The organism is Plantactinospora sp. KLBMP9567 (assembly GCF_033446045.1).
Taxonomy (GTDB): Bacteria; Actinomycetota; Actinomycetes; order Mycobacteriales; family Micromonosporaceae; genus Plantactinospora.
In genome coordinates this window covers 100,488-123,813 of record NZ_JAWQRR010000038.1, presented here as the reverse complement: position 1 = coordinate 123,813, position 23,326 = coordinate 100,488, and the positions used below count along the sequence as shown (strand labels likewise).

General features: G+C 72.0%; 25 protein-coding genes. 18 read left to right on the top strand and 7 right to left on the bottom strand.

What is annotated here, in order from left to right; genetic code table 11:
* Positions 1-29: 29 nt before the first annotated feature.
* The 3 genes from R6Y94_RS27905 to R6Y94_RS27895 all read left to right on the top strand — a co-directional run bounded on the left by R6Y94_RS27905 (position 30) and on the right by R6Y94_RS27895 (position 2,438).
* Positions 30-155, top strand: a complete 126-nt coding sequence (locus R6Y94_RS27905) for a hypothetical protein (RefSeq protein WP_318398825.1) — start codon at positions 30-32, stop codon at positions 153-155.
* Between the two features lie 183 nt (positions 156-338).
* On the top strand, positions 339-1,271 hold the full coding sequence (locus R6Y94_RS27900) for a DUF5995 family protein (protein WP_318398824.1): 933 nt from the start codon (positions 339-341) through the stop codon (positions 1,269-1,271).
* A 141-nt stretch (positions 1,272-1,412) separates the two neighbouring features.
* On the top strand, positions 1,413-2,438 hold the full coding sequence (locus R6Y94_RS27895) for a mechanosensitive ion channel family protein (protein WP_318398823.1): 1,026 nt from the start codon (positions 1,413-1,415) through the stop codon (positions 2,436-2,438).
* Positions 2,439-2,459: 21 nt separating this feature from the next.
* On the opposite strand, the gene R6Y94_RS27890 is transcribed toward R6Y94_RS27895, so the two are convergent.
* On the bottom strand, positions 2,460-3,482 hold the full coding sequence (locus R6Y94_RS27890) for a Ku protein (protein ID WP_318398822.1): 1,023 nt from the start codon (positions 3,480-3,482) through the stop codon (positions 2,460-2,462).
* Between the two features lie 165 nt (positions 3,483-3,647).
* Between R6Y94_RS27890 and ligD (R6Y94_RS27885) the strand changes: the two genes are divergently transcribed.
* From ligD (R6Y94_RS27885) to R6Y94_RS27860, 6 genes are all read left to right on the top strand, one after another.
* Entirely contained in the window at positions 3,648-4,601 is a 954-nt protein-coding gene (ligD, locus tag R6Y94_RS27885) for a non-homologous end-joining DNA ligase (RefSeq protein ID WP_318398821.1), read from the top strand.
* Positions 4,591-5,508: a non-homologous end-joining DNA ligase gene (gene ligD, locus R6Y94_RS27880; RefSeq protein WP_318398820.1), complete on the top strand. Its 918-nt coding sequence runs from the start codon at positions 4,591-4,593 to the stop codon at positions 5,506-5,508. The genes ligD (R6Y94_RS27885) and ligD (R6Y94_RS27880) overlap by 11 nt, the downstream gene beginning before the upstream one ends.
* Before the next feature lie 223 nt (positions 5,509-5,731).
* Entirely contained in the window at positions 5,732-6,067 is a 336-nt protein-coding gene (locus R6Y94_RS27875) for a hypothetical protein (RefSeq protein WP_318398819.1), read from the top strand.
* Between the two features lie 142 nt (positions 6,068-6,209).
* The gene (locus R6Y94_RS27870; RefSeq protein ID WP_412102907.1) at positions 6,210-6,932 is read left to right on the top strand and encodes an ABC transporter ATP-binding protein; all 723 of its coding nucleotides are present in this window, start codon (positions 6,210-6,212) and stop codon (positions 6,930-6,932) included.
* Positions 6,933-6,946: 14 nt separating this feature from the next.
* On the top strand, positions 6,947-8,161 hold the full coding sequence (locus tag R6Y94_RS27865) for a hypothetical protein (RefSeq protein ID WP_318398817.1): 1,215 nt from the start codon (positions 6,947-6,949) through the stop codon (positions 8,159-8,161).
* Complete coding sequence (locus R6Y94_RS27860) at positions 8,113-8,760, top strand: hypothetical protein (protein WP_318398816.1); 648 nt, start codon at positions 8,113-8,115, stop codon at positions 8,758-8,760. The genes R6Y94_RS27865 and R6Y94_RS27860 overlap by 49 nt, the downstream gene beginning before the upstream one ends.
* 89 nt (positions 8,761-8,849) lie before the next feature.
* Here R6Y94_RS27860 and R6Y94_RS27855 read toward each other — a convergent pair whose 3' ends face one another.
* Positions 8,850-10,529, bottom strand: a complete 1,680-nt coding sequence (locus tag R6Y94_RS27855) for a DNA repair helicase XPB (protein ID WP_318398815.1) — start codon at positions 10,527-10,529, stop codon at positions 8,850-8,852.
* A 411-nt stretch (positions 10,530-10,940) separates the two neighbouring features.
* On the opposite strand from R6Y94_RS27855, the gene R6Y94_RS27850 reads away from it, so the two are divergent.
* Positions 10,941-11,549, top strand: a complete 609-nt coding sequence (locus R6Y94_RS27850; RefSeq protein WP_412102900.1) for a L,D-transpeptidase family protein — start codon at positions 10,941-10,943, stop codon at positions 11,547-11,549.
* Positions 11,550-11,638: 89 nt separating this feature from the next.
* A complete protein-coding gene (locus tag R6Y94_RS27845) occupies positions 11,639-11,893 on the top strand; it encodes a hypothetical protein (protein WP_318398813.1) in 255 nt (84 codons plus the stop codon).
* 15 nt (positions 11,894-11,908) lie between these two features.
* Here the strand turns inward: R6Y94_RS27845 and R6Y94_RS27840 are convergent, their stop codons facing one another.
* Complete coding sequence (locus tag R6Y94_RS27840; RefSeq protein ID WP_318398812.1) at positions 11,909-14,371, bottom strand: helicase-associated domain-containing protein; 2,463 nt, start codon at positions 14,369-14,371, stop codon at positions 11,909-11,911.
* Positions 14,372-14,499: 128 nt separating this feature from the next.
* Between R6Y94_RS27840 and R6Y94_RS27835 the strand changes: the two genes are divergently transcribed.
* A complete protein-coding gene (locus R6Y94_RS27835; RefSeq protein ID WP_412102906.1) occupies positions 14,500-15,084 on the top strand; it encodes an HAD family hydrolase in 585 nt (194 codons plus the stop codon).
* A gap of 36 nt (positions 15,085-15,120) precedes the next feature.
* Positions 15,121-15,507, top strand: coding sequence for a cold-shock protein (locus R6Y94_RS27830; protein ID WP_101368382.1), 387 nt, complete (start codon positions 15,121-15,123; stop codon positions 15,505-15,507).
* On the opposite strand, the gene R6Y94_RS27825 is transcribed toward R6Y94_RS27830, so the two are convergent.
* The gene (locus R6Y94_RS27825) at positions 15,468-16,307 is read right to left on the bottom strand and encodes a 1,4-dihydroxy-6-naphthoate synthase (RefSeq protein ID WP_318398810.1); all 840 of its coding nucleotides are present in this window, start codon (positions 16,305-16,307) and stop codon (positions 15,468-15,470) included. The two genes, R6Y94_RS27830 and R6Y94_RS27825, sit on opposite strands and share 40 nt — an antisense overlap.
* 509 nt (positions 16,308-16,816) lie before the next feature.
* Here R6Y94_RS27825 and R6Y94_RS27820 point away from each other — a divergent pair.
* Together R6Y94_RS27820 and R6Y94_RS27815 are read left to right on the top strand one after the other, a co-directional pair.
* On the top strand, positions 16,817-17,425 hold the full coding sequence (locus R6Y94_RS27820; protein ID WP_318398809.1) for a helix-turn-helix transcriptional regulator: 609 nt from the start codon (positions 16,817-16,819) through the stop codon (positions 17,423-17,425).
* Positions 17,410-17,619, top strand: a complete 210-nt coding sequence (locus R6Y94_RS27815; RefSeq protein WP_412102899.1) for a GNAT family N-acetyltransferase — start codon at positions 17,410-17,412, stop codon at positions 17,617-17,619. Before R6Y94_RS27820 ends, R6Y94_RS27815 begins: the two co-directional genes overlap by 16 nt.
* A 45-nt stretch (positions 17,620-17,664) precedes the next feature.
* On the opposite strand, the gene R6Y94_RS27810 is transcribed toward R6Y94_RS27815, so the two are convergent.
* Complete coding sequence (locus R6Y94_RS27810; RefSeq protein ID WP_318398808.1) at positions 17,665-18,309, bottom strand: futalosine hydrolase; 645 nt, start codon at positions 18,307-18,309, stop codon at positions 17,665-17,667.
* The gene (locus R6Y94_RS27805; RefSeq protein WP_318398807.1) at positions 18,309-19,955 is read right to left on the bottom strand and encodes an MFS transporter; all 1,647 of its coding nucleotides are present in this window, start codon (positions 19,953-19,955) and stop codon (positions 18,309-18,311) included. The genes R6Y94_RS27810 and R6Y94_RS27805 overlap by 1 nt, the downstream gene beginning before the upstream one ends.
* Positions 19,956-20,073: 118 nt before the next feature.
* On the opposite strand from R6Y94_RS27805, the gene R6Y94_RS27800 reads away from it, so the two are divergent.
* Positions 20,074-20,895, top strand: coding sequence for a DUF3027 domain-containing protein (locus tag R6Y94_RS27800; protein ID WP_318398806.1), 822 nt, complete (start codon positions 20,074-20,076; stop codon positions 20,893-20,895).
* A gap of 26 nt (positions 20,896-20,921) precedes the next feature.
* On the opposite strand, the gene R6Y94_RS27795 is transcribed toward R6Y94_RS27800, so the two are convergent.
* A complete protein-coding gene (locus R6Y94_RS27795; RefSeq protein ID WP_318398895.1) occupies positions 20,922-21,119 on the bottom strand; it encodes a DUF2530 domain-containing protein in 198 nt (65 codons plus the stop codon).
* Positions 21,120-21,290: 171 nt separating this feature from the next.
* On the opposite strand from R6Y94_RS27795, the gene R6Y94_RS27790 reads away from it, so the two are divergent.
* Positions 21,291-22,760: an NCS2 family permease gene (locus R6Y94_RS27790; protein WP_318398894.1), complete on the top strand. Its 1,470-nt coding sequence runs from the start codon at positions 21,291-21,293 to the stop codon at positions 22,758-22,760.
* 86 nt (positions 22,761-22,846) lie between these two features.
* Positions 22,847-23,296 (top strand): MarR family transcriptional regulator, encoded by a 450-nt coding sequence (locus R6Y94_RS27785; protein WP_318398805.1) that lies wholly within the window; start codon positions 22,847-22,849, stop codon positions 23,294-23,296.
* Positions 23,297-23,326 lie beyond the last annotated feature (30 nt).

The window sequence follows — 23,326 nt, the reverse complement described above, 5'->3', positions numbered from 1 at the left end:
TCGGGGGCCGGTCCGTCCAGCTCGCCGGCGTGCGGATCACCGGCGCGCTCTCGGTGGTCGGCGCGACCGGCCGGGTGGTGGTCACCGGCAACCAGGTGACCCAACCGGGCCACGCTGACCCGCTCGACCCAGCGGGGGCGCTGCCCCGGGCTTGACCGGGGCTCGCTCGGCACAGCGTCACGACGGTGAACGACCGCAGCCGGATTAGCCGTCAGGATAGCGGCTGATTCGGCTCTTTTAGCTGGTCGAGTCGGGTATCGGACCAATGTTCCTGACTAGTCACTCAGATTCGGAATGATGTATGGCATTGACGTCGATCATCATCTGAGGGGGCCGGCATGGGACGGTGGGCGACGGCGCGGACTCTGCTGGCGGCCGCGCTGGGCGTGACCGGAGTGCTGCCGCCCGCCCCACCGGCCGGCGCCGCACCGTCGCCGTACCGACCGGACAGAGCGGCGGTGTGGGCCGCCGTCCCGGACACCTGCCCGGACGGCGGGGCCGGATGCGTGGACGACACGATCGCGCGGCTGCGGGAGCGGTTCGCCACGCTCGGCCGCTCCTGCGACCACCACGCCACCTTCACGCTCGCCTACCTGCGGACCACTCAGGGCTTCAAGTGGGGGCGGGACCAGCCCGGGTACTTCGTCGACAACGCCTGGGTCAACCGGGAGGGCGCGCTCTTCGCCGAGTACTACTACCGGGCGTACGACGACTGGGCCGCCGGGCGGCGCTCCGCCGTACCGGGAGCCTGGCTGGCCGCCCTGGACGCGGCCCGGTCCCGCCGGCTCAGCGGGGCCGGTGACCTGATGCTCGGGATGAACGCGCACATCAACCGGGACCTGCCGTACGTGCTCGAACGGGTCGGACTGACCGCGCCGGACGGCAGCAGCCGCAAACCCGACCACGACAGGGTCAACGAGATCCTCGCCGCCGTGATCGACCCGCTGCTCGCCGAACTGATCGCCCGGCTCGACCGGGAGGGCTTCGACACCGGCATCCCGACCGGCGCCGCCCTCGGGCTGCTGGTCAGTTGGCGGGAGCAGGCGTGGCGCAACGCCGTACGGCTGGCGGGCGCCCGTACCCCCTTCGCCCGGACCCTGGTCGAGCTCGACATCGAGTCCAGCGCGGTGGCGATCGCCACCGGGCTCGCGACCCTGACCAGCTACGTCCCGCCGTTCACCGGGCCGGGGCCCCGGGCCGCCTACTGCGCCGAGCGGAACGGCACTCCGCCGCCGGTGGCGTACCCGTTCGGCGTGCCGCCGGCGTACTGAGCGCCCGGTGCCGCGCCCGGGTCGCCCGGGCACACCTGACGAGCCCCGGTTTAAGTAGCGCGCCCCAGGCAAACCGCCGACCGGGGATCGGAGGGGGTAGCCGGTGACGAGGATCGGGCGGGCAGTCCGGCAATGGGCCGGGTGGCGGTGACCACCCGGGCGGTGTTCATCCTGGTCACGGCGGCCGGTGGTGCCTTCCTGCTGAGCCTGCTGCTCGGCCGCGCGCTGCGGCCGATCGGCCGGGGGCGTCGGCTCCGGAGTTTCCTCCAGATGGCCCAGGTACACGGCCAGCGGGCGTTCAGCGTGCTGTCAGTGGCGCTCGCGTTGTATTACGCGCTGCCGGCGACCGGACTGCCGCCGGAGACCCTGGAGCACCTGCGGCACTGGGATCTCCTGGTGGCGATCGGCACGGCCGGCTGGCTGGTCACCAAGATCCTGCACGTCGCCGAGGAGTGGATCTTCAAGCGTCACCCGCGTACTCCCACCGACGAACACGCCCGGCAACTGCACACCCAGGTCCGGGTGGTCCGGCGGGCGACCGTGGCGGTCATCGTCCTGCTGACCATCGGCACGATGCTGCTCACCTTCCGCCAGGTCCGGATCTTCGGGCTCTCCCTGCTCGCCTCCGCCGGGGTCTTCGGCCTCGTCATCGGGGTCGCCACCCGGCCCATGATCTCGGCGGCCATGGCGAGCATCCAGATGGCCTTCACCGACGCGCTGCACATCGACGACGTCGTGGTGGTGGACGGGCAGTGGGGGCAGGTGGAGGAGGTCCAGTTGACGCACGTGGTGATCCGCACCTGGGACGAGCGCCAGCTCATCCTGCCCAGCACCTACTTCGTCAGCAAACCCTTCGAGAACTGGACCCGGTTCGGCGCCAGGGTGGCCGCCGCGGTGGACCTGGTGCTGGACTACACGGCCGATCTCGAGGAACTGCGGGCGGAGCTGGGGCGGCAACTCACGGCATCCTCGCTGTGGGACCGCGCCGGTTGGGGACTCCAGATGACGGACATGACCGAGCAGCACGTAACGGTCCGGATCACGGTCACGGCCGAGGACGGCCCGAACGCGTGGAACCTGCGGTGCGAACTCCGGGAGGGGCTGGTGGGGTACCTCCGGGACCACCACCCGCAGTGGATGCCGCGCCGCCCGCACTACGAGGCATGACCGGGAGCACGAGGAATCGGCTCAGGCGGACTTGCGGGGCGCCTTCTTCGGGGCGGCCTTTTTCGTCGCGGCCTTCTTGGCCGTACCCGACTTGGACGCCGCCTTCTTGGCCCCGGCCGCCTTCTTGGCCCCGGTGGACTTCTCCGCGGTCTTCTTGGCAGCCTTCTTCGCGGCCGGGGTGGTCTTCTTCGCCGCGGCCGCCTTCGCCGACTTGGCGGCCGAGATCGGGGTGGGCTGGCCGGCGCCGGCCCCGGCCGGCTCCTCGCCGCGGGCGGCCCGGGCCCGGTCCACCGACGCGCGCAGCGCCGCCATCAGGTCGACCGCCGCCGCCGGCGCCTCCTCGACCTCCTCCGGCTGCACCACCTCCCGGCCCTCGACCTTGGCGTCGATCACCTCCTGGAGGGCGGCCCGGTAGTCGTCGGTGAAGATGTCCGGCTCGAACTCGCCGGCCATCGAGTCGATCAGCGAACTCGCCATCGCCAGCTCCGGCGGGCGCACCTTGATGTCCTCGTCGAGGAAGCCGAAGTCGGGGCGGCGGATCTCGTCCGGCCAGAGCATGGTGTTGAGCAGCAGTACGCCCTCCCGGACCCGCAGCGTGGCGAGCTGTTCCCGCTGCCGCAGCGCCACCTTCACGATGGCCACCCGCTCCGAGTCGGTCAGCGCGTCCCGGAGCAGCACGTACGGTTTGGCGGCCGCACCGTCCGGCTCCAGGAAGTAGGCCTTGTTGTAGAGGATCGGGTCGACCTGCTCGGCCGGGACGAACTCCAGCACGTCGATCGCGTGCGAGGTGCTCAGCGGCAACTCGGCGAAGTCCTCGTCGGTGAGGATGACCATCTCGCCGCCGCCGATGTCGTACCCCTTGGCGATGTCGTCGTAGCTGACCTCCTCGCCGTCGATCGAGCAGACCCGTTTGTAGCGGATCCGGCCCCCGTCGGTGCGGTGCACCTGGTGGAACCGGATGTCCTTCTCCTCGGTCGCCGAGTAGACCCGTACCCCGATGGAGACCAGCCCGAACGAGACGGCGCCGCGCCAGATAGCCCGCATGATCCCGTACCTTCCCCCATCCGGGCGGATATTCACCCCGTCAGGTGAAGTGCCCCCTGAGCAGCCGGTACCCGGCCCTTGCCGGTGTGCACGACCGGTTCGATCCAGGATCGCACCGGATCGAACCGGACGCGAGTGTTTCGGCGCGGACCTAGAGTGAGGATCGTGCCCGGCACCCCGGTCAAGCCGATGCTCGCGGTCACCGGGGAGCTGCCCGCAGGCCCCGGCTGGGTGCATGAGTTCAAGTGGGACGGGGTACGGGCGGTCTCCGACTTCGCCGCCGGCGAGCTGCGGCTCTACGCCCGCTCCGGAGTGCAGATCACCGCCGCCTATCCGGAGCTTGCCGCGCTCCGCGCCCAGCTCGCCGAGCGGGGGCTGGCCGACGCGGTGCTGGACGGCGAGGTGGTGGTGCTGACCGAGCAGGGGCAGCCGTCGTTCACCGCGCTCGCCGAGCGGATGCACGTCCGGGAGCCGGCCCGGGCAGCCCGGCTGGCGGCGAGCCTGCCGGTGACGTACATGATCTTCGACCTGTTGCGGCGGGACGGGACGGACCTGACCGGGTGGCCGTACCGGCGTCGCCGGGAGGCGCTGGAGGCGCTCGGCCTGGCCGGGCCGCGCTGGGCGGTGCCGCCGGTGTTCCCGGACGGTCGGGCGACCTACCAGGCGGCCGGCGAGCACGGGCTGGAGGGCGTGGTGTCGAAACGGGTCGACGCGGTCTACCGGCCGGGGATCCGGTCCCCGGACTGGGTGAAGGTGAAACTGGAGGTCACCGACGACTTCGTGGTCGGCGGCTGGCGGCCCGGCGTACGCCGGATCGGCGGGCTGCTGGTCGGAGTGCCCGCCCCGGACGGCGGGCTGGTCTACCGGGGCCGGGTCGGCGGCGGCATCGGCGCGGCGATCGAGCGGGAGCTGCTGGCCGTGCTGGAGCCGCTGCGCACCGGCGGCTCGCCGTTCGTGACCCCGGTGCCCCGGGAGGATGCCCGGGGCGCGATCTGGGTAACTCCCCAGATCGTGGTGGAGGTGAAGTACGGCCAGCGCACGCCGGACGGCCGGCTGCGGTTCCCCCGGATCCGCCGGCTGCGCACCGACAAGACTGTGGCGGACGTCGATGGCACGTGAACAGCGGGTACGGGTCGAGGTCGAGGGCCGGAGCCTTGAGCTGTCCAATCTGGACAAGGTGCTCTATCCGGCGTCCGGGTTCACCAAGGGTGAGGTGATCGACTACTACACCCGGGTCTCCGGGGCGTTGCTGCCGCACCTGCGCAACCGGCCGCTGACCCGGATCCGCTACCCGAACGGCGTCGACGGAGCGTTCTTCTTCGAGAAGAACGCCCCGGCCAGCACCCCGGAGTGGGTACGCCTGGAGCGACTGCCGTCACCCGGCTCGTCCAAGGACCGGGAGGAGTTGGACTACGTCGTCTGCGACGACCTGCCGACACTGGTCTGGCTGGCCAACCTCGCCGCACTGGAGCTGCACACCCCACAGTGGAAGGTCGACGCCGACCCCGACCTGATGGTGATGGACCTCGACCCGGGTGCCCCGGCCGGGCTCGCCGAGTGCTGCGGCGTCGCCCTGCTGATCAGGGAGCGGCTGGCCGCCGACGGCGTCGAGAGCTATCCGAAGACCTCCGGCCGCAAGGGCATGCAGCTGCTCTGCCCGATCTCGGGCCGGCAGTCCGCCGACACCGTTTCGGCGTACGCCCGGCGGATCGCCGACGAGCTGGCCCGGGAGGCGCCGAAGTCGATCACGGCGCAGATGGCGAAGCGGCTCCGCCCCGGCAAGGTCTTTATCGACTGGAGCCAGAACAACGCGGCCAAGACCACCGTGGCGCCGTACTCGCTGCGGGCCCAGCCGGTGCCGTCCGCCTCCACCCCGCTGCACTGGGCCGAGGTCGAGGCCGCCGCCGAGGGCGAGCCGGGCGCCGTCCGCCAGTTTCCCGCCGCCGAGGTGCTGGACCGGATCGAGGAGTACGGCGACCTGCTGATCGAGCTGCTCGACGGCGGCCCGGAGCTGCCGGCCGACTAGAAAGCGACAGTCGCAATTTGTACCGACGCTCCCCGGTCCTCGGCGGTAATCTCATACGCCGATTGTCGAAGGCATTGACCTGCGCCGACGCGACAGGACGGTGATCATTTATTGTCACCGTCTGTCAGAGGCAGGCCGGGACGGTGGGTTACAGGGATGGCGCGATCCGCATCGCCTGTGTTAACGTGACCAACGCGATCGATCGCTAAATGTCTTTCGTTCGATGAAACATGGGGGATATGTGATCAAGCGAAAAATGGGCGTGCGACTTATTGTCGGTTCACTCTTCGCGGCCATGACGGTGGTCGGAGTCTCGCCGGCATTCGCCGCCGGCAAGACGGGCACATTCAACGGTTGCTATGCGCAGTGGTGGGACACGGCCGGCGCAGGGTACTGCTACAGCAGTTCGCGCAGTGCCAAGCAGCTCAGGGTCCTCTGCAACAACCAAGGTGACTACACGGGGGGCTGGGTGGTAATCGAAGGCACCGCGGCGCCGTTCGACCGCCACGAGTGCCGGTACTCCGTGCAGAGCGCCTACGTGAACCAGAGTACGGGCTGAGTTACTCTACGTATCTACCTAACCACGGGGCCTGCTAGCCTGGCCTCGCCGTGGCAGTGCCCCCCAGCCGGCCGTAGATCTGCGGCCGGCTGGGGGTCGGATTAGGAACGGTTGTCACGTGACACTCGAAGCATCGGACCTGATGCAGAAGTACGGTAACCGGACGGTTGTCTCGGGAATAAGCTTGCAGTGGGGCGCCGGAATTCTCGGCCTGCTCGGCCCAAACGGGGCTGGAAAGACGACGTTGCTGCGCACGTTGGCCACCGTGGTCCCGCCGAGTTCGGGCACGCTGCGCATATTTGGTCGCACGGTGGAATCCGCCGCGACGGTGCGCGAGGCTCGGCGGCGGATCGGTTACGTCCCACAGCAGTTCGGTTTCCCAGGTGGCTTCTCCGTCTACGACTTCGTGCGCTATTGCGCATGGCTGCGCGAAGTGCCGGAGAAGATCGGCCACGACTCCACGCTCCGCGCCATCGATCAGGTCGGGCTGTCGTCGCGGCGTGAATGGAAGTTGAAGAAGCTGTCAGGCGGCATGCAGCGCCGGTGTGCGATCGCTCAGGCGATCGTGGGTGACATCCACCTGCTCCTGCTCGACGAGCCGACGGCCGGGCTCGACCCCGAGCAGCGGCTGGAGTTCCGCGAGCTGATGCGGTCACTCGACGGCATCTCGATCGTCGTGAGCACGCATCTGGTCGAGGACGTGGCATCGATCTGCGACGAGGTCCGGGTGATGCGCGACGGCGCGTTCGTCTTCGGCGGCAGTGTGCAGGACCTGGCGGCATTGGGATCGCCGGGTGCCCGCGGTGACAGCCCTGTCGAGCGCGGCTACCTGGCGGCGATCGAACGGCCGGGGGCACGCGCATGAGGTGGGCCCTCGGCATGGAGTTGCGCCGCTCTCCGCTGCGCTGGTGGTTGCCGCCGCTCATCGCGGTCTACCTGCTATTCCTGTTCGGCCGCTCGCGCGGCTGGGTGGGCGTCTGGCCACAGACCAGCGCGGCGGCCCAGGTCCCGATGATCCTGCTGACCCCCGCGCTCGCGGCGGGAGCGGCGTGGTCGGCGAGCCGGACCGCCCGGAACAGGGCCGAGGAACAGCTCAGCGCGTTGCCGCGGCCGGGCTGGGCGGTCGACGGGGTACACCTGCTGGCGATCGTGTTGCTCGGTCTGGTGCCGCTGGCGGTCGGTGCTGCCTCCGCGTTCGCCGTGACGTACGCCGAGAGCGGTGCCGGCTGGATCTGGCCGGAATATCTCGTCCTTGCCGTGGCGGTTCTGGTGATCTCGGTGTCGATGGGGCAGCTCGCTGGACGGCTCCTTCCTTGGCGGATCACCCCAGTCTTGGTGGGCGTCGTCAACTATCTCGGGCTGGCAGCGCTGGACAACACGGCACTCGAGCTGTTTGTCCTCTCGGGCCCACCCAGCGAAGAAGTGTCCTGGCGTGCCCTGGCGGCGCGGCTGGCAGTGGCGGCCGCCCTGGTCACGGTCGCGCTCGTGGCGCCGGAACTGTTACGGGCCACACCGTCCGTCCGCGTCGACTGGTCGGTGACGGCGCTGGGTGCCGCGGTCGTGGTGCTGGTCTCGGCACTCGCTGTCCAGCTCAACGGCGAGCGCCTCATGCGTGAACGGACGCCGGTGGTTGCGACGTGTGCCGGCAGCGAGCCGGAGGTGTGCCTGTGGCCGGAGAACCAGAAGTACCTGGCAGAGGCGGTGTCAATGACACAGCGGCTGGCCGCGGCCGTACGCGGGCTGTCCGAAGTGCCGACGACGGTGTATGAAGAGGGTCTCCGGCCTGGGCAGAACCGCGCCGGTTTGGTGACCGTCGGCAGCGGCGACTCGGCGTTCGCTTACAGCCTGGCGGGCGCGTTCCCGTTGGGAGAGGTGCAGCAGTGCCCCGACGACGAGCGCAACCAGGCATTCGAGACGCTGCTGGTGTGGCGGGCCAGCCGGGCGGTCGGGAACGGTCGGCCGCTGCCCATGTCTCCCGGTCATAGTGGCCCGGTGCTCGATGACGTGCAACGAGTCCTGAGGATGGACGAGGACGGTCAACGCAGGTGGCTGACAGAGTCGATGTCGATGCTCCGCCGTCCCTGCGGAACCTGAGCGGGGCACTGGGCCGCTACCTGCGTGCCAGGCGGACCCTGTCGGTGCTGGCGGCGGCGATCATCGTTGCCGTCGCCGGTGCACTATGGGGCAACACAATGATTGAGCTACCCGCCGCGAACGCCGCGGGAAGCGTCTCCTTCCCACTGTCCGCGGTGCTGCCGGCCCCGTTCGGTGCGCTGGTGGCGCTCAGCCTGCACAGCGAGATGGCCACGTTCGACGCAGCCGCTGCCCGCCGTCTCTGGCGGCTGGAACTGTGCCAGGTCGTCATCGGCGGCCTGGTCGCCTCGCTGTTGCTGCGGATCAGCCTGATCGCGTCGGCCACTCCGTCGTCCGTCGTCGTGCCGGCACAGCGCAACGTGTGGTTCTGGGCGGGTGTCGCGCTCGTCTCGGCCCGGCTGTTCGGCCGGCAGCTGTGCTGGGTGCTGCCGCTTGCGCTGATGGGACCGCTGGAACCGTTCGGCGTCACGCTGGAGGGTGCGGTCCGCTGGTGGGCCTGGCCACTGCACGATGGCGGATCGGTGGCGGCCGGGGTCGCGACGGCGGGGGTGTTCGGGATCGGCCTGGCACTCTCGCTGAACACGCGGCTACGACGCTGAGTCGTCGACCGACGAACGCGGTGGAGAGATCGGCGCCACCGGGGGCTGATCGATACCGTCCCCCCGTGCCCGAGGTCGGAGTCGTCGGCTCAGTCGACGCTGGGCAGCGGCGGGCCGAGCACGTCGTCGGCGTCGACGATCGTGTACGCGTACCCCTGCTCGGCGAGGAAGCGCTGCCGGTGCGCGGCGTACTCGGTGTCGATGGTGTCCCGGGAGACCACCGTGTAGAAGTGCGCCTGCCGGCGGTCCGCCTTCGGCCGGAGCACCCGGCCGAGCCGTTGCGCCTCCTCCTGCCGCGAGCCGAAGGTGCCGGAGACCTGGATCGCCACCGCCGCCTCCGGCAGGTCGATGGAGAAGTTGCCGACCTTGGAGATGACCAGGGTGGAGACCTCGCCGGCCCGGAACGCGTCGAAGAGCCGCTCCCGCTCCTTGTTGGTGGTCGAGCCCTGCACGATCGGCGCGTCCAGCGCCTCGCCCAGCTCGTGGAGCTGGTCGATGTAGCCGCCGATCACCAGCACCTGGTCGGAGGAGTGCCGGTCGACCAGGGCCTTCACCACCGGGAGCTTGGTGCGGGCGGTCGCCGCCACCCGGTAGCGCTCCTCCGGCTCGGCGACCGCGTACGCCATCCGCTCGGCGTCGGTCAGCGTGACGCGTACCTCGGTGCAGTCGGCCGGGGCGATCCAGCCCTGCGCCTCGATGTCCTTCCACGGCGCGTCGTACCGCTTCGGGCCGATCAGCGAGAAGACGTCGCCCTCCCGGCCGTCCTCCCGGACCAGGGTGGCGGTCAGGCCGAGCCGCCGCCGGGCCTGGAGGTCGGCGGTGAACCGGAAGATCGGCGCCGGCAGCAGGTGCACCTCGTCGTAGATCACCAGACCCCAGTCCCGGGCGCCGAACAGGTCCAGGTGGGTGAAGGCACCGCCGCGCCGCGCGGTCAGCACCTGGTACGTCGCGATGGTGACCGCCCGGATCTCCTTGCGCTCGCCGGAGTATTCCCCGATCTCCTCCTCGGTCAGCGAGGTGCGGGCGATCAGTTCCCGCTTCCACTGCCGGCCGGCCACGGTGTTGGTGACCAGGATCAGCGTGGTCGCCTTCGCCTCGGCCATCGCGGCGGCCCCGACCAGGGTCTTGCCGGCGCCGCAGGGCAGCACCACGACGCCCGACCCGCCGGCCCAGAAGGTCTGCACCGCCTCCCGCTGGTACGACCGCAGCTCCCACGCCGGCTTGCCGTCGGTGCCCTCGGTGGCCAGCTCGATCGGGTGTGCCTCGCCGTCCACGTAGCCGGCCAGGTCCTCGGCCGGCCAGCCGAGCTTGAGCAGTGCCTGCTTGAGCCGGCCCCGCTCGGACGGGTGCACGATCATGGTGTCGTCGTCCACCTTGGCGCCGAGCATGCCGGCGAGCTTCTTGCTCTTGGCGACCTCGATCAGCACCATCCGGTCCACCGCCCGCAGCACCAGGCCGTGCGTGGGGTGCGCGACAAGTTGCAGCCGGCCGTACCGGTCCATCGTCTCGGCGACGTCGACCAGCAGCGCGTGCGGCACCGGATAGCGGGAGAACCGCAGCAGCGCGTCGACCACGCCCTCGGCGTCGTGCCCGGCCGCCCGGGCGTTCCACAGGCCCAGCGGGGTCAGCCGGTAGGTGTGCACGTGCTCCGGCGAGCGCTCCAGCTCGGCGAAGGGCGCGATCGCCATCCGGCAGGCCAGCGCGTCCGGATGGTCGACCTCCAGCAGCAGGGTCTTGTCCGACTGCACGATCAGTGGTCCGCCGCTCACGCTGCACGCCCTTCCGTTCCAGGTCGGGCGTCCCACGCGCCGACCCTCCAGTCTTGCACGATGGATAACGAACCGGAAAAATTCTTCACCTCGCGCAACCGAAGCGGTACTCCCGTGCGTCTAGCTGTCGACGGCTTCTGGGGAGGGCAGATGGTACTGACGCGTCTCGGCACTGGTCTGATCACTCTAGTGGCAGTCGCCCTGTTCGGCGCCGGTGCGTGCGCGTTTGATCCGCAGTCGGACCAGTCGGGAGCCGCCGGGGGGCTCACGCCGGTCGGGGCGGAGAACGCAACGGGGGCGAGCGCGCCGCCCGCGCCGGATCAGGGAGAAGTCACCCCCAGCCCGCGAACCAGCCCGGGCAAGCCCACGCCGACGAAGTCGCCGAGCACGAAGAAGCCGGCCCGCAGCGGCTTGCCGAAGCCGCCGGCCGGCTGCCCGCAGGGGGAGCGGCAGCGCGAGGTCGAGGGCCATCTGGCCCGGCTGGGCGGGTTCGGCACGGTCACCGTCGACGGCCGGCAGTCGGCCGCCGACTGCGCCGCGATCAAGAAGTTCCAGCGCCGCTACGACATCCGGCCGGCCGAGGGTCGGGCCGGCCCGACCACCGCCGACGTGGCCCGGCGGCTGGCCCGCACCGACACCGGCAAGTGCCGGACCGGCAGCGGTACGACCTTCTGCGTCGATCTGACCCTGCAGACCGTCTGGGCGATGCGCGGCGGCAAGGTGGTGATGCCGCCCACCGTCACCCGCACCGGCATGTCCGGGTACGCCACGCCAGCCGGCACCTACAACATCAACTTCCGGAACAAGAAGGAGTGGTCGAACCCGTACGAGGTGTGGCTGCCGTACTGGCAGCGCTTCGTCGGCGGGATCGGCTTCCACGAGACGACCACCTATCTGCACAACAAGGCGATCGGCTCGCACGGCTGCGTCAACCTGCTGCCGAGTGACGCCCGCCGGATGTGGCAACTCGGCAAGGTGGGGGCCCGGGTGCACGTGATGGGCCGCCGCCCGGGCACCTGACGCGACTTGGCGTCGGTGAACCTGTCATAACGGCCGGCCAGATGCGAGTCTGGACTCTCGGGCAGACCGCGGTGGTGGGAGGTTCACAGATGACGGTCGACGGCGAGGTGAGGTCCGAAACAGACCCCCCGACCGCCCCTCCACCCGTCCCGGCGCCCGTCTCCCGGGCCACCGTGCTGGCGTACGCCACCGTGGCGGTGCTGCTGGCCAGCTGGGTGCTCTTCGGCTGGCTGGTGCAGCAGCAGGGCCTCGTCGACTCGCTCGGCGAGGGGCTCGGCGCCGCCTTCACCCTGCTGCTGATCGTCTCCGTGGTCGGCTCGGTCCGGCAGCACCGCCGCGACTGAGTCACCCCGGACGGGTCACTCGTCCAGCACCGCCGCCGTGATCCGGTGCAGCGCGAACGTGTGCAGCATCTCGGTGCGCTCGTCCTCGGCGCGCAGGTAGCCGGCGCCGATCGAGACCGGCCGGACCAGCCGGGACGCGGTGGCGCCGTGCGCGTCCACGTACCCCACCCAGACCAGTGCCTTGTCCCGGACCGCCTGCTGGAGTACGGCCAGCGCCTGGGTGTGCGCGTGCGCGGTAGGCATCCCCGGGCCGGCCCCGCCCGGCTGCCCGGCGCTCCGGACCGTGCTCGGCGCCCGTCGCGCCGCCCGGGCCGCGGCGTCACCCCGGCGGATCTGCTCCACGATGCCGAGCAGCCGGGGTGCGCTCAGCCTCGGCGTGACCAGTGGATCGGCGACCCGGCTGGCGACCGAGCCCCGGGCCGGCGCCCGGCGTACCTTCGGCCGGGTCAGCACCGTCGCGCCGGTGGCGTCCTCGGAGACCGGCGCGTACCCGGCTTCGCGCAGCGCGGCGAGCAGCCGCCCCACCAGGTGCGGGGTGGTGAGTACGGTCGGCGCCAGCCGGCGCAGCGACATCGGGGCGAGCCGGCGGTCGGCGAGTACCTCGGTCAGCAGCGCCTCGTCGTCACTGCGCAGGTACGCCCCGGCCGAGCCGACCCGGAGCCCGCCGTGCTTGCGGGCCACGTCGTCGATCAGGTACGTCAGCCCCTGCGGTACCGGCGTCCGGGACCGGCGCGTGAAGAGCGTGTGCAGGTCATCGGCCGCGTACCCGGCGTCCAGCGCCCGGCGCACGCTCGCCCCGGTGACCCGGTAGACGCTGGCCCCGCCGGCCGACTCGTGCTCGGCCACCGTCGCCAGTTCGGCGGCGACCGTCGGCTCCGGCGGCCCCGGCACCACCACGGTCAGGTCGGCCTGCACCAGGAAGTGGTCGACCGGCGCCGGCAGCAGCGCGTCCAGGGCCCGTACCGCGGCGGAACCGCCCCCGGCCGCACCGTCCGCGTCCGGCCGCACGCCGAGCGGATCGTCGTCGGGCTCGCCGGGCCGGGTCTCCCCGGCGGTCCACTGCGCCAGCAGCAGCCGGCCGTACGTGGTGAGCGCGCCGAGCCCGGTGACGCCGAGCAGCGCCGCCTCGGCCAGTACCTCCCGCTGCCCGGCCTCCCGGCCCAGGCTGCGCCGGGGTGAGCGCCAGGCGAGCAGGTCGACCACCTCGTCGACGCTCGGCGCCGCCCCGGGTTCGAGGTCACCGAGTACGCCCAGGATGGCCCGGCGCACCGCCGGCACCCCGGCCCGCTCCGCCTCGGCGGAGAGTACGGTGATCGGCCGGTCCCGGTCGTCGCGCTGGCCGACCAGCCCCACCTGGCGGGTCATGGTGAGCCAGGCCCGGGCCAGGTGCTCCCAGCGGTGTGCCAGCGAGCCGTCCCGCCAGCCCTCGTAACCGGCGGCCGGCAGCATCTGCTGGTCCGCCCCGTTCCGGGCGGTGACGGCACCGGGCAGGTCCAGTTCGCCGAGCAGCCCCGCGGCGTACGCCACTTCCAGCAGCAGCGCGGCCGTCGACTCGTCCAGCCCGGTGGCCCGGGCCAGCCGGCGCAGGTCGCGTACCCCGAGCCCACCGGAGCGGAGCACCGGGGCGGGCTCGGCGGCGAGCTGTTCGAGCAGTGCCTCGGTGTGCCGTACCGCCTCCATCGCCTGGCCGGCCCCGGCGGAGTCGGCGGCCTTCGGTTCCCGGGCCGCCCCGGCCACCGTCGGCGGGGTGGGACGGAGCGGGCCGAGCGGGCCGGACTCGCGGCGCAGCAGCAGGCCGATCTCCCGGGGCAGTTCGACGGCGGTCGGCTTGCCGGCCAGGCCGCTGGGCTCGGTGACCGGCACCAGCAGGCGGTTGTCGACCAACCAGGAGACCGGTGCGGCGGCGCCCCCGCCGGGCGGTGCGGCGGCCGGCAGCGTGCCCACCGGGGGCCCGGCGGCGAGCCGGTCCAGGATCGCCCGGGCCGGCGGCGGCGCGGCCAGCAGGGTCCGGCGCAGCCGGGCCGGGTCCGCGACCAGCGCCGCCGTCTCCGGGTCCAGCTCCGCCGCTGGCCGGCCCAGCCCCGCCGGGTACGGCGAGCAGACCTCGTCCACGCCCGGCACGATCCGCAGGGACTCCTCCGGCCCGAACAGCAGGAAGAGCGCCCGGAGCCGGTCGACGGCCGACCGGACCCCGGCCCGGTCGACCCGGCGGCCGGTCCCGGCGGCCAGGGTGAGGATCGTCTCCGTGGAGATCTCGCCATGATCTGTGTCACGGCTGAGCCGGGCCGCGTCCAGGATCCGCAGGGTGAACTCGTCGAGCCCGTCCAGGGCCCGGGCCACCGACACCCGGGACTGGGCGCGGACCGCCAGGGCGGACAGATCGGTCGGTACCGGCACGACGAGGTCCGGACGCAGCCGGAACAGGGCGGCCAGCGCCTCGTCGGGCAGCGCCCGCAGGTGGTCGGCGAGTGTGGTCATCGTCTTTCCACGCTATCCGGCGAGGCGCCGGTCATGCGCGTCGGTCGCCCAGCGGAACCAGTGGTGGTTTCCGCCGCCCGTGCGATCATGGCGGCGTGACTGCCCCAGCGGTCGGGTTCGACCTCGACATGACCCTGATCGACACCCGGCCCGGAGTCGCCGCCGCCTACCGGGCGCTCACCGCCGCCACCGGCGTGTACGTCGACGCGGACCTCGCGGCAGGCCGGCTCGGGCCGCCGCTCCGCACCGAACTGCGGAACTGGTTCCCGGCGGAGCGGCTGGAGGAGGCCGTGGAGCTCTACCGGTCGCTCTATCCCGAGTACGCGATCACGATGTCCCGGCCGCTGCCCGGCGCCGCCGAGGCGCTGGCCGAGGTACGGGCGGTGGGCCTGCGGGTGGTGGTGGTCACCGGCAAGTACGGCCCGCTGGCCCGGCTGCACCTGGAACACCTCGGCATGCAGGTCGACGAGCTGGTCGGTGATCTCTTCGCGGCGGAGAAGGCGACCGCGCTGACCACGCACGGCGCGGAACTCTACGTCGGTGACCACGTCGCGGACATGCTGGCCGCGCGGACCGCCGGCATCCCCGGACTCGGTGTCACCACCGGCTCGCACGGCGGCGACGAGCTGCGGGCGGCCGGCGCCGACCTGGTGCTCACGGACCTTACCGGATTCCCGCAGGCGCTTCGGCGGTTGATGCGGCTAGCCTTGTGAGGACAGCAATCTCATCAGGGGAGTCGAGGTCTTCAGGTGCCGACGGGTCGAGTGAAGTGGTACGACGCGGCCAAGGGATACGGGTTCGTCACCAGTGACGAGGGTGGCGACGTGTTCCTGCCGAAGGGCGCGCTGCCGGCTGGTGTCACCGACCTGAAGGGCGGCCAGCGGGTCGAGTTCGGCGTCGTGGACAGCCGCCGGGGCGCACAGGCGCTCGGGGTGAAGCTGCTGGACGCGCCACCGTCCATGGCGGAGCTTCGCCGCCGGCCGGCGGAGGAGCTGCACGGCCTGGTCGAAGACATGATCAAGGTACTGGAGGCGAAGGTCCAGCCGGACCTGCGCCGGGGCCGGTTCCCCGACCGGAAGACCGCGCAGACGGTGGCTCAGCTCGTCCACGCGGTCGCCCGCGAACTGGAGATCTGAGGAGTCAGCCCGGCGGCCGACGCGCGGCCGAGCAGGGCGTCGACCGCGGCCTGGCCCTCGGCGCCCAGCTCGGCGGTGAACTCGTTGACGTAGAGCGCGATGTGCCGGTCGACCACGTCGCGCTCCATCTCCTGGGCGTGCGCGAGCACGTACTCGTCGGTGCCGGCCGGGTCGGCCCAGGCCCGGCGTACCGAGTCGCGGATCCAGCCGGTCGCCTCGGCCGGGTCGACGGCGCCCTTGCGGGCCAGGATCGCGCCGAGCGGGATCGGCAGGCCGGTGTCGGCCTCCCACCACTCGCCGAGGTCGACCAGGGCGGTCAACCCGTGCCGGGGGTACGTGAACCGCGCCTCGTGGATGACCAGCCCGGCGTCGTACCGGCCGGCCGCCACGCCCGGCATGATCTCGTGGAACGGGACCACCTCGATCCGCGCCGGGGGCCGCTGCGCCGACCAGAGCCGGAACAGCAGGTACGCGGTGGTCCGGTCGCCGGGCACCGCCACGGTCGCCCCGGTCAGGTCGGCGTCGCCGGCCCGGGCGTCCCGGGTCAACACCAGCGGTCCGCAGCCCCGGCCCAACGCCCCGCCGCAGGGCAGCAGGTGGTAGTCGTCGAGCAGCCAGGGCAACGCCGCGTAACTCACCTTGACCAGGTCGTACGCCCCGCGTTCGGCGGCGGTGTTGGTGACGTCCACGTCGGCGTAGGTCACGTCGACCGCCGGGGCACCGGGCACCAGCCCGTGCACCAGGGCGTGGAACACGAAGGTGTCGTTGGGGCAGGGCGAGATCGCCAGGGAGAGCGCCACGGGTCCACGCTAACCCCGGCCGCTTCCAGCGCCATCCCGCCGTCCGCGACGGGTTGGCTAGCTCACGTCCGCCGCTGCTTCTGAGCACCCTCGTTCCGAGACTGTCGAGCTGGGTGCAGAGGCGGGGCGGTGGGCTCTGGGTGGGTTCTGGGCTCTGGCGGGTGGTCGGTGTGGAGGGGTCGGTGTGGAGACTGTCGAGCTGGGTGCAGAAGCGGGGCGGTGGGCTCTGGGCGGTGGGCTTTGGGCGGTGGGCTCTGGCGGGTGGGCTCTGGCAGGTGGTCTCGGCGGAACCGGTGGTGGCCGGCGCGGCGGTGGACCGGGGAGCACAGACGGGGCAGCTCGACAGTCTGCGGATCGACATCTGCCTGGTCGCCGCGCTGTCCAGGTTGCGAAGGACCCTGCGTCGACGTCAGCCCCGGTCCGACAGGTTATCCACAGGCTGCACTGTTATCCACAGGCTGACGACGCGGGCTTGGGGGTCTTGGCGGGGCCCGGAATGATCCGTGCTCATGACAGGGCAGGGCGAGCCGCTGGACCTGGGCGGGCTGCTCCGGAAGCTCCGCCGGCAGGCCGATCTCAGCCAACGTGAGCTTGCGGTCCTGGCAGGTGTGCCGAAGAGCACCATCTCGCGGATCGAGGCGGGGCGGGCCCGTGACCCGAAGTTCCGCACCGTCGAGCGGCTGGTGCTGGCCGCCGGTGGCACGTTCGGGCTGGACGGCCTGCCTCCGCATCCGCACGAGCACCGCCGCGACGAGGGTGGCCGGCGCTATCCCGCCCATCTCGACGTGCGGGACGTGTACGGGCCGAAGGACTGGCCGGGAGCCTGGTGGGCGCACTGGTACACGCTGCCGCCCGAGCGGTGGCCGCTCAGGGTGCCGGAGGCGACCTTCGACCTGTGCCGGGACCGGCGGGACCGGCGGCGTTGGCGCGCGGAGGTGCGCCGTCGGGTGCGGCTGCGTGTGGTGACCGAAGGGCTCCCACCCGGTGGCTGGCAGTGGGTGGCCGAGTTGCCCGACGGCGGGCTGGTCGGCGGGCTGCGGGCCACCTGCGCGGGCGGCACCCGGTCGAACTCTGCTCCCTGGCCGAACCCGACCGGGAAGTGGTGCCGGACGGGATAGTGGTCGTCGCGGAGTGCCGGGGGTTGGGCATCGGGCGCCGACTCGTCAGCGAACTGCTGGCCGAGATGGAACGTACCGGGATCCGGGTGGCCCAGGCCATCACCGAGTTCGACGGCGTGGAGTTTCTGGTCCGCTGCGGATTCCGGCCTGAGCCGAGCCGGCCGGTGCGGCTGACCCTGCACCGCTCCGACTGACGAGGAGCGTCGGCGCAACCGGCCCGGCCCGGCGCGACGGTCGGCTCAGAGCTTCGGGCCGACGCTGGCGAAGGCGGCGGTCAGGGCGGCGAAGGCGTCGCCGATCCGCCACGCGGAGCGGTCCCGGGGCCCGATCGGGTTGGAGATCGTACGCAGCTCGGCGAAGGGGAGTCCGGCGGTGACGGCGGCGGTCGCCACCCCGTACCCCTCCATCGCCTCGGCGACCGCGTCCGGGTGCCGGGCCAGCAGGGCGGCGGTGGTCGCGGTGGTGCCGGTCACGGTGTTCAGGGTGAGGACCGCGCCGGTGACCGCCTGCGGCAGCCCGGACCGGAGCACCTCCAGCAGGGCCGGGTCGGCAGGCAGGGTGGTGGTGCCGAAACCCAGCTCGTCGAGGGTGAGGAAACCGTCCGGCGATTCGGCGCCGAGGTCGGCCGCGACGCTGCGGGTCGCGACCACGATCCCGCCGACCGGAGCCCGGCCGGGAAAGCCGCCGCCGATACCGGCACTGAGTACTCCCCGGTACGGTCTCCCGGCCGCCTCGGCCAGCGCGATCAGCCGGGCGGTGCCGGCGGCGGCTGCGGCCGGGCCAACCCCCACCGGCTCGACGGTGACCGCGTCGGCGACCAGGCCGGCACGTACCGCCTCGGCCTCGACCGCGACGGCCGTGACCACGAGTATCGCGTCGCCCACTACTTCCCCCGGGTTTCCCGGCGCGAGCCCTCCTCGCCCGGCCCGGAGCCGGGTACCGCGGACGATGGCCGGTAGATGTGGTAGCCGGGGGGCGCGAGCTGCGAGTCCTCGTCGCTCTCCGCCGTTGCGTCGACGGCCGGCTCGTCGCCTTCCGGGCGGTGGGACACGGGGGCCGGGGAGGTGGGCGCCGGGTCGTCGCCGGTGGGCACCCGGTCCTCACCGGATCGCCGGTCGTCGGGCCCTTCGCCCTCGGCCATCGCCCGCCCGGACAGCCGCTCGCCGCGCAGCCGGGTGGCGACGACGAACGCCCAGACAGTACCGACGGCGGCGAGGCCGGTGAGCAGGCCGACCCCGAGCCGGCCGTCCAGCGGTACCAGACCGAGCCCGCCGCCGGCCACGAAGGCCAGCATCAGCACCGTCTCGGAGTGCGCGAACCCGGTGGCCCGGAGCCGCTCCGGGACCCGTTCCTGGATCGAGGCGTCTACGGCCAGCTTCGCGATGCCGCTGGTCACGGCGGTGACCAGGCAGAGCAGGGCGACCAGCAGCAGCGAGAACCGGAGTGTGGCCAGTACCCCGACCCCGGTCACCAGCACCAGGCCGGCGGCCTGGAGCACGACCGGGCGGTGGATGCGCAGCCGGGTACCGAGGGCGGTGGCCAGGAACGTGCCGATGCCGAGGGCGCCGCCGACCGCCCCGAGCGCGATCTCGGCGCCGTGCTGGCGGCCGAAGAGTTCGGTGTCCAGGTCGCCGGCCTTGATCGCGAAGGCGAGGAAGAGCAGCAGGAAGCCGTAGACGCCGCGCAGGACGGCGCTGCCGACCAGGGCACTGATCACCAGCCGGCCGCCGGGGCCGCTGCGGCTGAGTGCCCGTTCCCGCCCGTTCCGGCCGGGGCGAAGCGCCTGGAAGGCCCTCGGCACCGTCTCCGGCGGATCGGAATCGGCCCGGGGCGGCAGGCGCAACGCGATCACCATGCCGACCAGGAAGATCACCGAGGCGACCCGGAGCGGCCACTGTGGACCGAACCAGAACGCGGCCAGGCCGATCGGCACGACCACGCCGCCGGCGATCGAGCCGTACACGCTGGCCCGGGCGCCGGCCTGGGAGAGTCCGATCCCCTCCGGCAGCAGCCGGGGTACCGCCGCCGACCTGGCCACCCCGTACGCCCGGGACAGCGCCAGTACGCCGAAGGCGGCCGGATAGAGGCCGAAGCCGTGGATGTAGTCCGAGATCAGCCAGGCCAGGAAGGCCCGCCCGAGCATGGTGGCGGCCAGGGCGTAGCGGCGCCCGTGCCGGAAGTGGTCGAGCAGCGGCCCCACCACCGGAGCGAGCAGCGCGAACGGCACCATGGTGATCAGCAGGTAGAGCGCGACCTTGCTCCGTGCCTCGCCCAGCGGGGCGTTGAAGAAGATCGTCCCGGCCAGGCCGATCGTGATCAGCGTGTCGCCGGCACACGAGGCGGCGTGCAGGTCGAAGAGCCGGACCATCCCGGTCTCGCCGCCGGCACCCTTGGCGCGTACCCGGGCGACCCGGCGGGTCGTCCAGCGGGCGCTGCCGAGCGAACCCCGGAAGAGCAGCCTCACGGCCCGGATCGCCGTACCGACGACACGCCCGGGAACCGATCGCCCAGAGTGGGTGAACAGCGGCATGAGCATCATCCTCGCCCATCCGGTCGACGACCGTCGGATCTGTGCCGAGATATCTCTGCGTTGAAAAGTGCCGGGGAGTGCCGCCGACCCGCCGTCAAGGATAGGCAAGAATGGGTGAGTGACCAGGAGCACCACGGCCAGAGCCGTCCGTCTCGACCAGGTCTGCGCCAGTGCCGTCGACGTGGCGCGGGAGGGCATAACCGAGGTCGACCCGGCCGACGTCGGCGACCACCAGGGGGCGATCGCCGAGGGCGACCGCCTCGTGACGCATCTCTTCGAGTGCAAGATGGCCGGCTACCAGGGCTGGCGGTGGGCGGTGACGGTGACCCGGGTGCCGCGCAGCCGGCACGTCACGATCTGCGAGACGTTCCTGCTGCCCGGCCCGGACGCGTTGCTCGCGCCGAGTTGGCTGCCCTGGCAGGAGCGGCTCCAGCCGGGCGACCTCGGGGTCGGTGACCTGCTGCCCACCCCGCCGGACGACGAGCGGCTCGCCCCCGGCTACCTGCTCTCGGACGATCCGGCGGTGGAGGAGACGGCCTGGGAACTGGGCCTCGGGCGGCCCCGGGTGATGTCCCGGGAGGGCCGGATCGAGACCGCCCAGCGGTGGTACGACGGCGATCACGGGCCGAGTGCGCCGATCGCGGTCGCCGCCCCGCGTGCCGCCCGCTGCGGTACCTGTGGCTTCTACCTTCCGCTGGCCGGCGCACTGCGCCAGTCCTTCGGCGTCTGCGGAAACTTCTTCGCGCCGGACGACGGCCGGGCGGTCAGCGCCGACCACGGCTGCGGGGCCCACTCCGAGACGCTGGTCGAGTCGGCCGAGACGCCGGTCGACGAGTTGCCGACCATCTACGACGACAGTGAGGTCGAGGCGGTCGCGGTCAGCCGGGCACCCGGCTCGGTCGAGGCCGCCGAGCCCCCGGAGCCGTACGGGCACGGCTGACCGAGGACTCCCGCGACCGGGCTCCGTCAACCGCCGGCCCGACGGCGGTTGGCGTCGTGCCGGAGCATCACGGCCAGCCCGGGGAAGCCCGCGAGGAAACCGGCCAGGCAGGTCCACAGCCAGTGCTCGCGGCCGGTGTCGGCGAGCCAGTCCCGGAAGAAGACCAGTAGCACCAGCCCGACGGCCGCCCAGAGCACGATCCCGGCGACGGCGAACGGGACCATCGGCGGGTCGAGCGGCTCGATCCGCGGCTCCTCCTCGGGCACCGCTCCAGCGTACGGCCGTGCTGGTGGGGGTTGGTAACCGGGAAGGACTTTGCCGGCAACCGGTGATCTGGGACGATGCCCCGATCAACGATGCCCCGATCACTCTCGTACACCCCCTGCGAGGATCCGATGGACAACGCCCCGACGAAGCCGGCCGGCCGGTCCGGCGCCGGTAACGCCTTCGACCGGTACTTCGAGATCACGGCGCGCGGCTCGACGGTGAGCCGGGAGGTGCGCGGTGGGCTCGCCACGTTCTTCACGATGGCCTACATCGTGGTGCTCAACCCGCTGATCCTGGGCAACGCGGTCGACGGGGACGGTGCCAGGCTGGCCATCCCGGCGCTGGCCGCCGCGACCGCCCTGGTGGCCGGGGTGATGACGATCCTGATGGGTGTGGTCGGCCGGTTCCCGCTGGCCCTGGCCGCCGGGCTCGGCGTCAACGCGCTGGTGGCGTTCGAGATTGCCCCGCAGATGACCTGGGCCGACGCGATGGGCCTGGTGGTGATCGAGGGTCTGATCATCGCCGTCCTGGTGCTGACCGGGCTGCGCACCGCCGTGTTCCGGGCGGTGCCGACCCAGCTCAAGACCGCGATCGGGGTGGGCATCGGGCTGTTCCTGACGATCATCGGGCTGGTCGACGCCGGGTTCGTCCGGCGGATCCCGGACGCCGCCAACACCACCGTGCCGGTCGGGCTCGGCATCGGCGGCAAGCTGGTCAGCTGGCCGGCGCTGGTCTTCGTACTCGGGCTGCTGGTCACGCTGGTGCTGGTGGTACGCCGGGTCAAGGGCGCGATCCTGATCGGCATCCTCGCCTCGACCGTGCTGGCGATCGTGGTGGAGGCGATCGCCAAGGTCGGCCCGTCGGTGGTGGACGGGAAGCCCAACCCGGCCGGCTGGTCGCTGAACGTGCCGGCGCTGCCGGAGCGGGTGGTGGACACCCCGGACCTTTCCCTACTGGGTCACTTCGACCTGCTCGGCTCCTGGCAGCGGGCCGGCGTACTGGTCGCGCTGATGTTCGTCTTCACGCTGCTGATCACGGACTTCTTCGACACCATGGGCACGATGGTGGCGGTCGGTCAGGAGGGCGGGCTGCTCGACGAGCAGAAGATGCCGCCGCGTACCCGGGAGATCCTGCTGGTGGACTCGGTGGCCGCGGCGGCCGGCGGTGCGGCGAGTACGTCGAGCAACACGTCGTACATCGAGAGTGCCGCCGGGGTCGCGGAGGGCGCCCGGACCGGGGCGGCCAACCTGGTCACCGGCGGGTTGTTCCTGCTGGCGATGTTCCTGGCCCCGCTGGTCGTGGTGGTGCCCTTCGAGGCGGCCTCCGTGGCGCTGGTGATCGTCGGGTTCCTGATGATGACCGCGGTGCCGACCATCGACTGGAACGACTACGAGATCGCCGTCCCGGCGTTCCTCACCATCGTGCTGATGCCGTTCACCTACTCGATCTCGAACGGCATCGGGGCCGGGGTGATCAGCTTCGTACTGGTCAAGGTGGCTCGGGGCAAGGCCCGGGAGGTGCACCCGCTGCTCTACGGGGTGGCCGCGCTCTTCGTGGTCTACTTCCTGCGCGGCCCGATCGAGACCGTGCTGTTCTAGCCTCTGGAACAGCACGGCGCCGGGTCTCGGTGACAGTGGTCATAATCGGTGGTCGTTAGCCTAGCTTATTAGTTAGGTTAACGACCGTGACGGAGTGGACGGTGATGGCGAAGCGCATGCCACCGGCGCAGCTTGCGACGTTGCTGCGCGACGCGATCACCCGACTCAACCGACGGGTACGGCAGACCCGGCCGGTCGGCGACCTCACGGGGACCCAGCTCTCCGCCCTGACCAGCCTGGAGCTGGCCGGTGCGCTGACGCCCCGCGAGCTGGCCGACACCGAACGGGTGCAGCCGCCGACGATGACCAAGATCGTCGCGAAGCTGGAGGAGCGCGGCCTCGTGCAGCGCACCCCCCATCCGACCGACGGCCGACAGGTCATCCTCTCGGCCACCGACACCGGCCGCGCGATGCTCGCCCAGTTCGACCGGGCCCGCAACGAGTGGCTGGCCGGCCGGCTCGCCGAGCTGACCCCGGAGGACCGCGACGCGCTCCAGCGCGCCGCGGAGATCCTGCAGAAGGTGGCGCGCGACTGACCGCCGCAGAGGACCGGGTCCGCTTCGTCC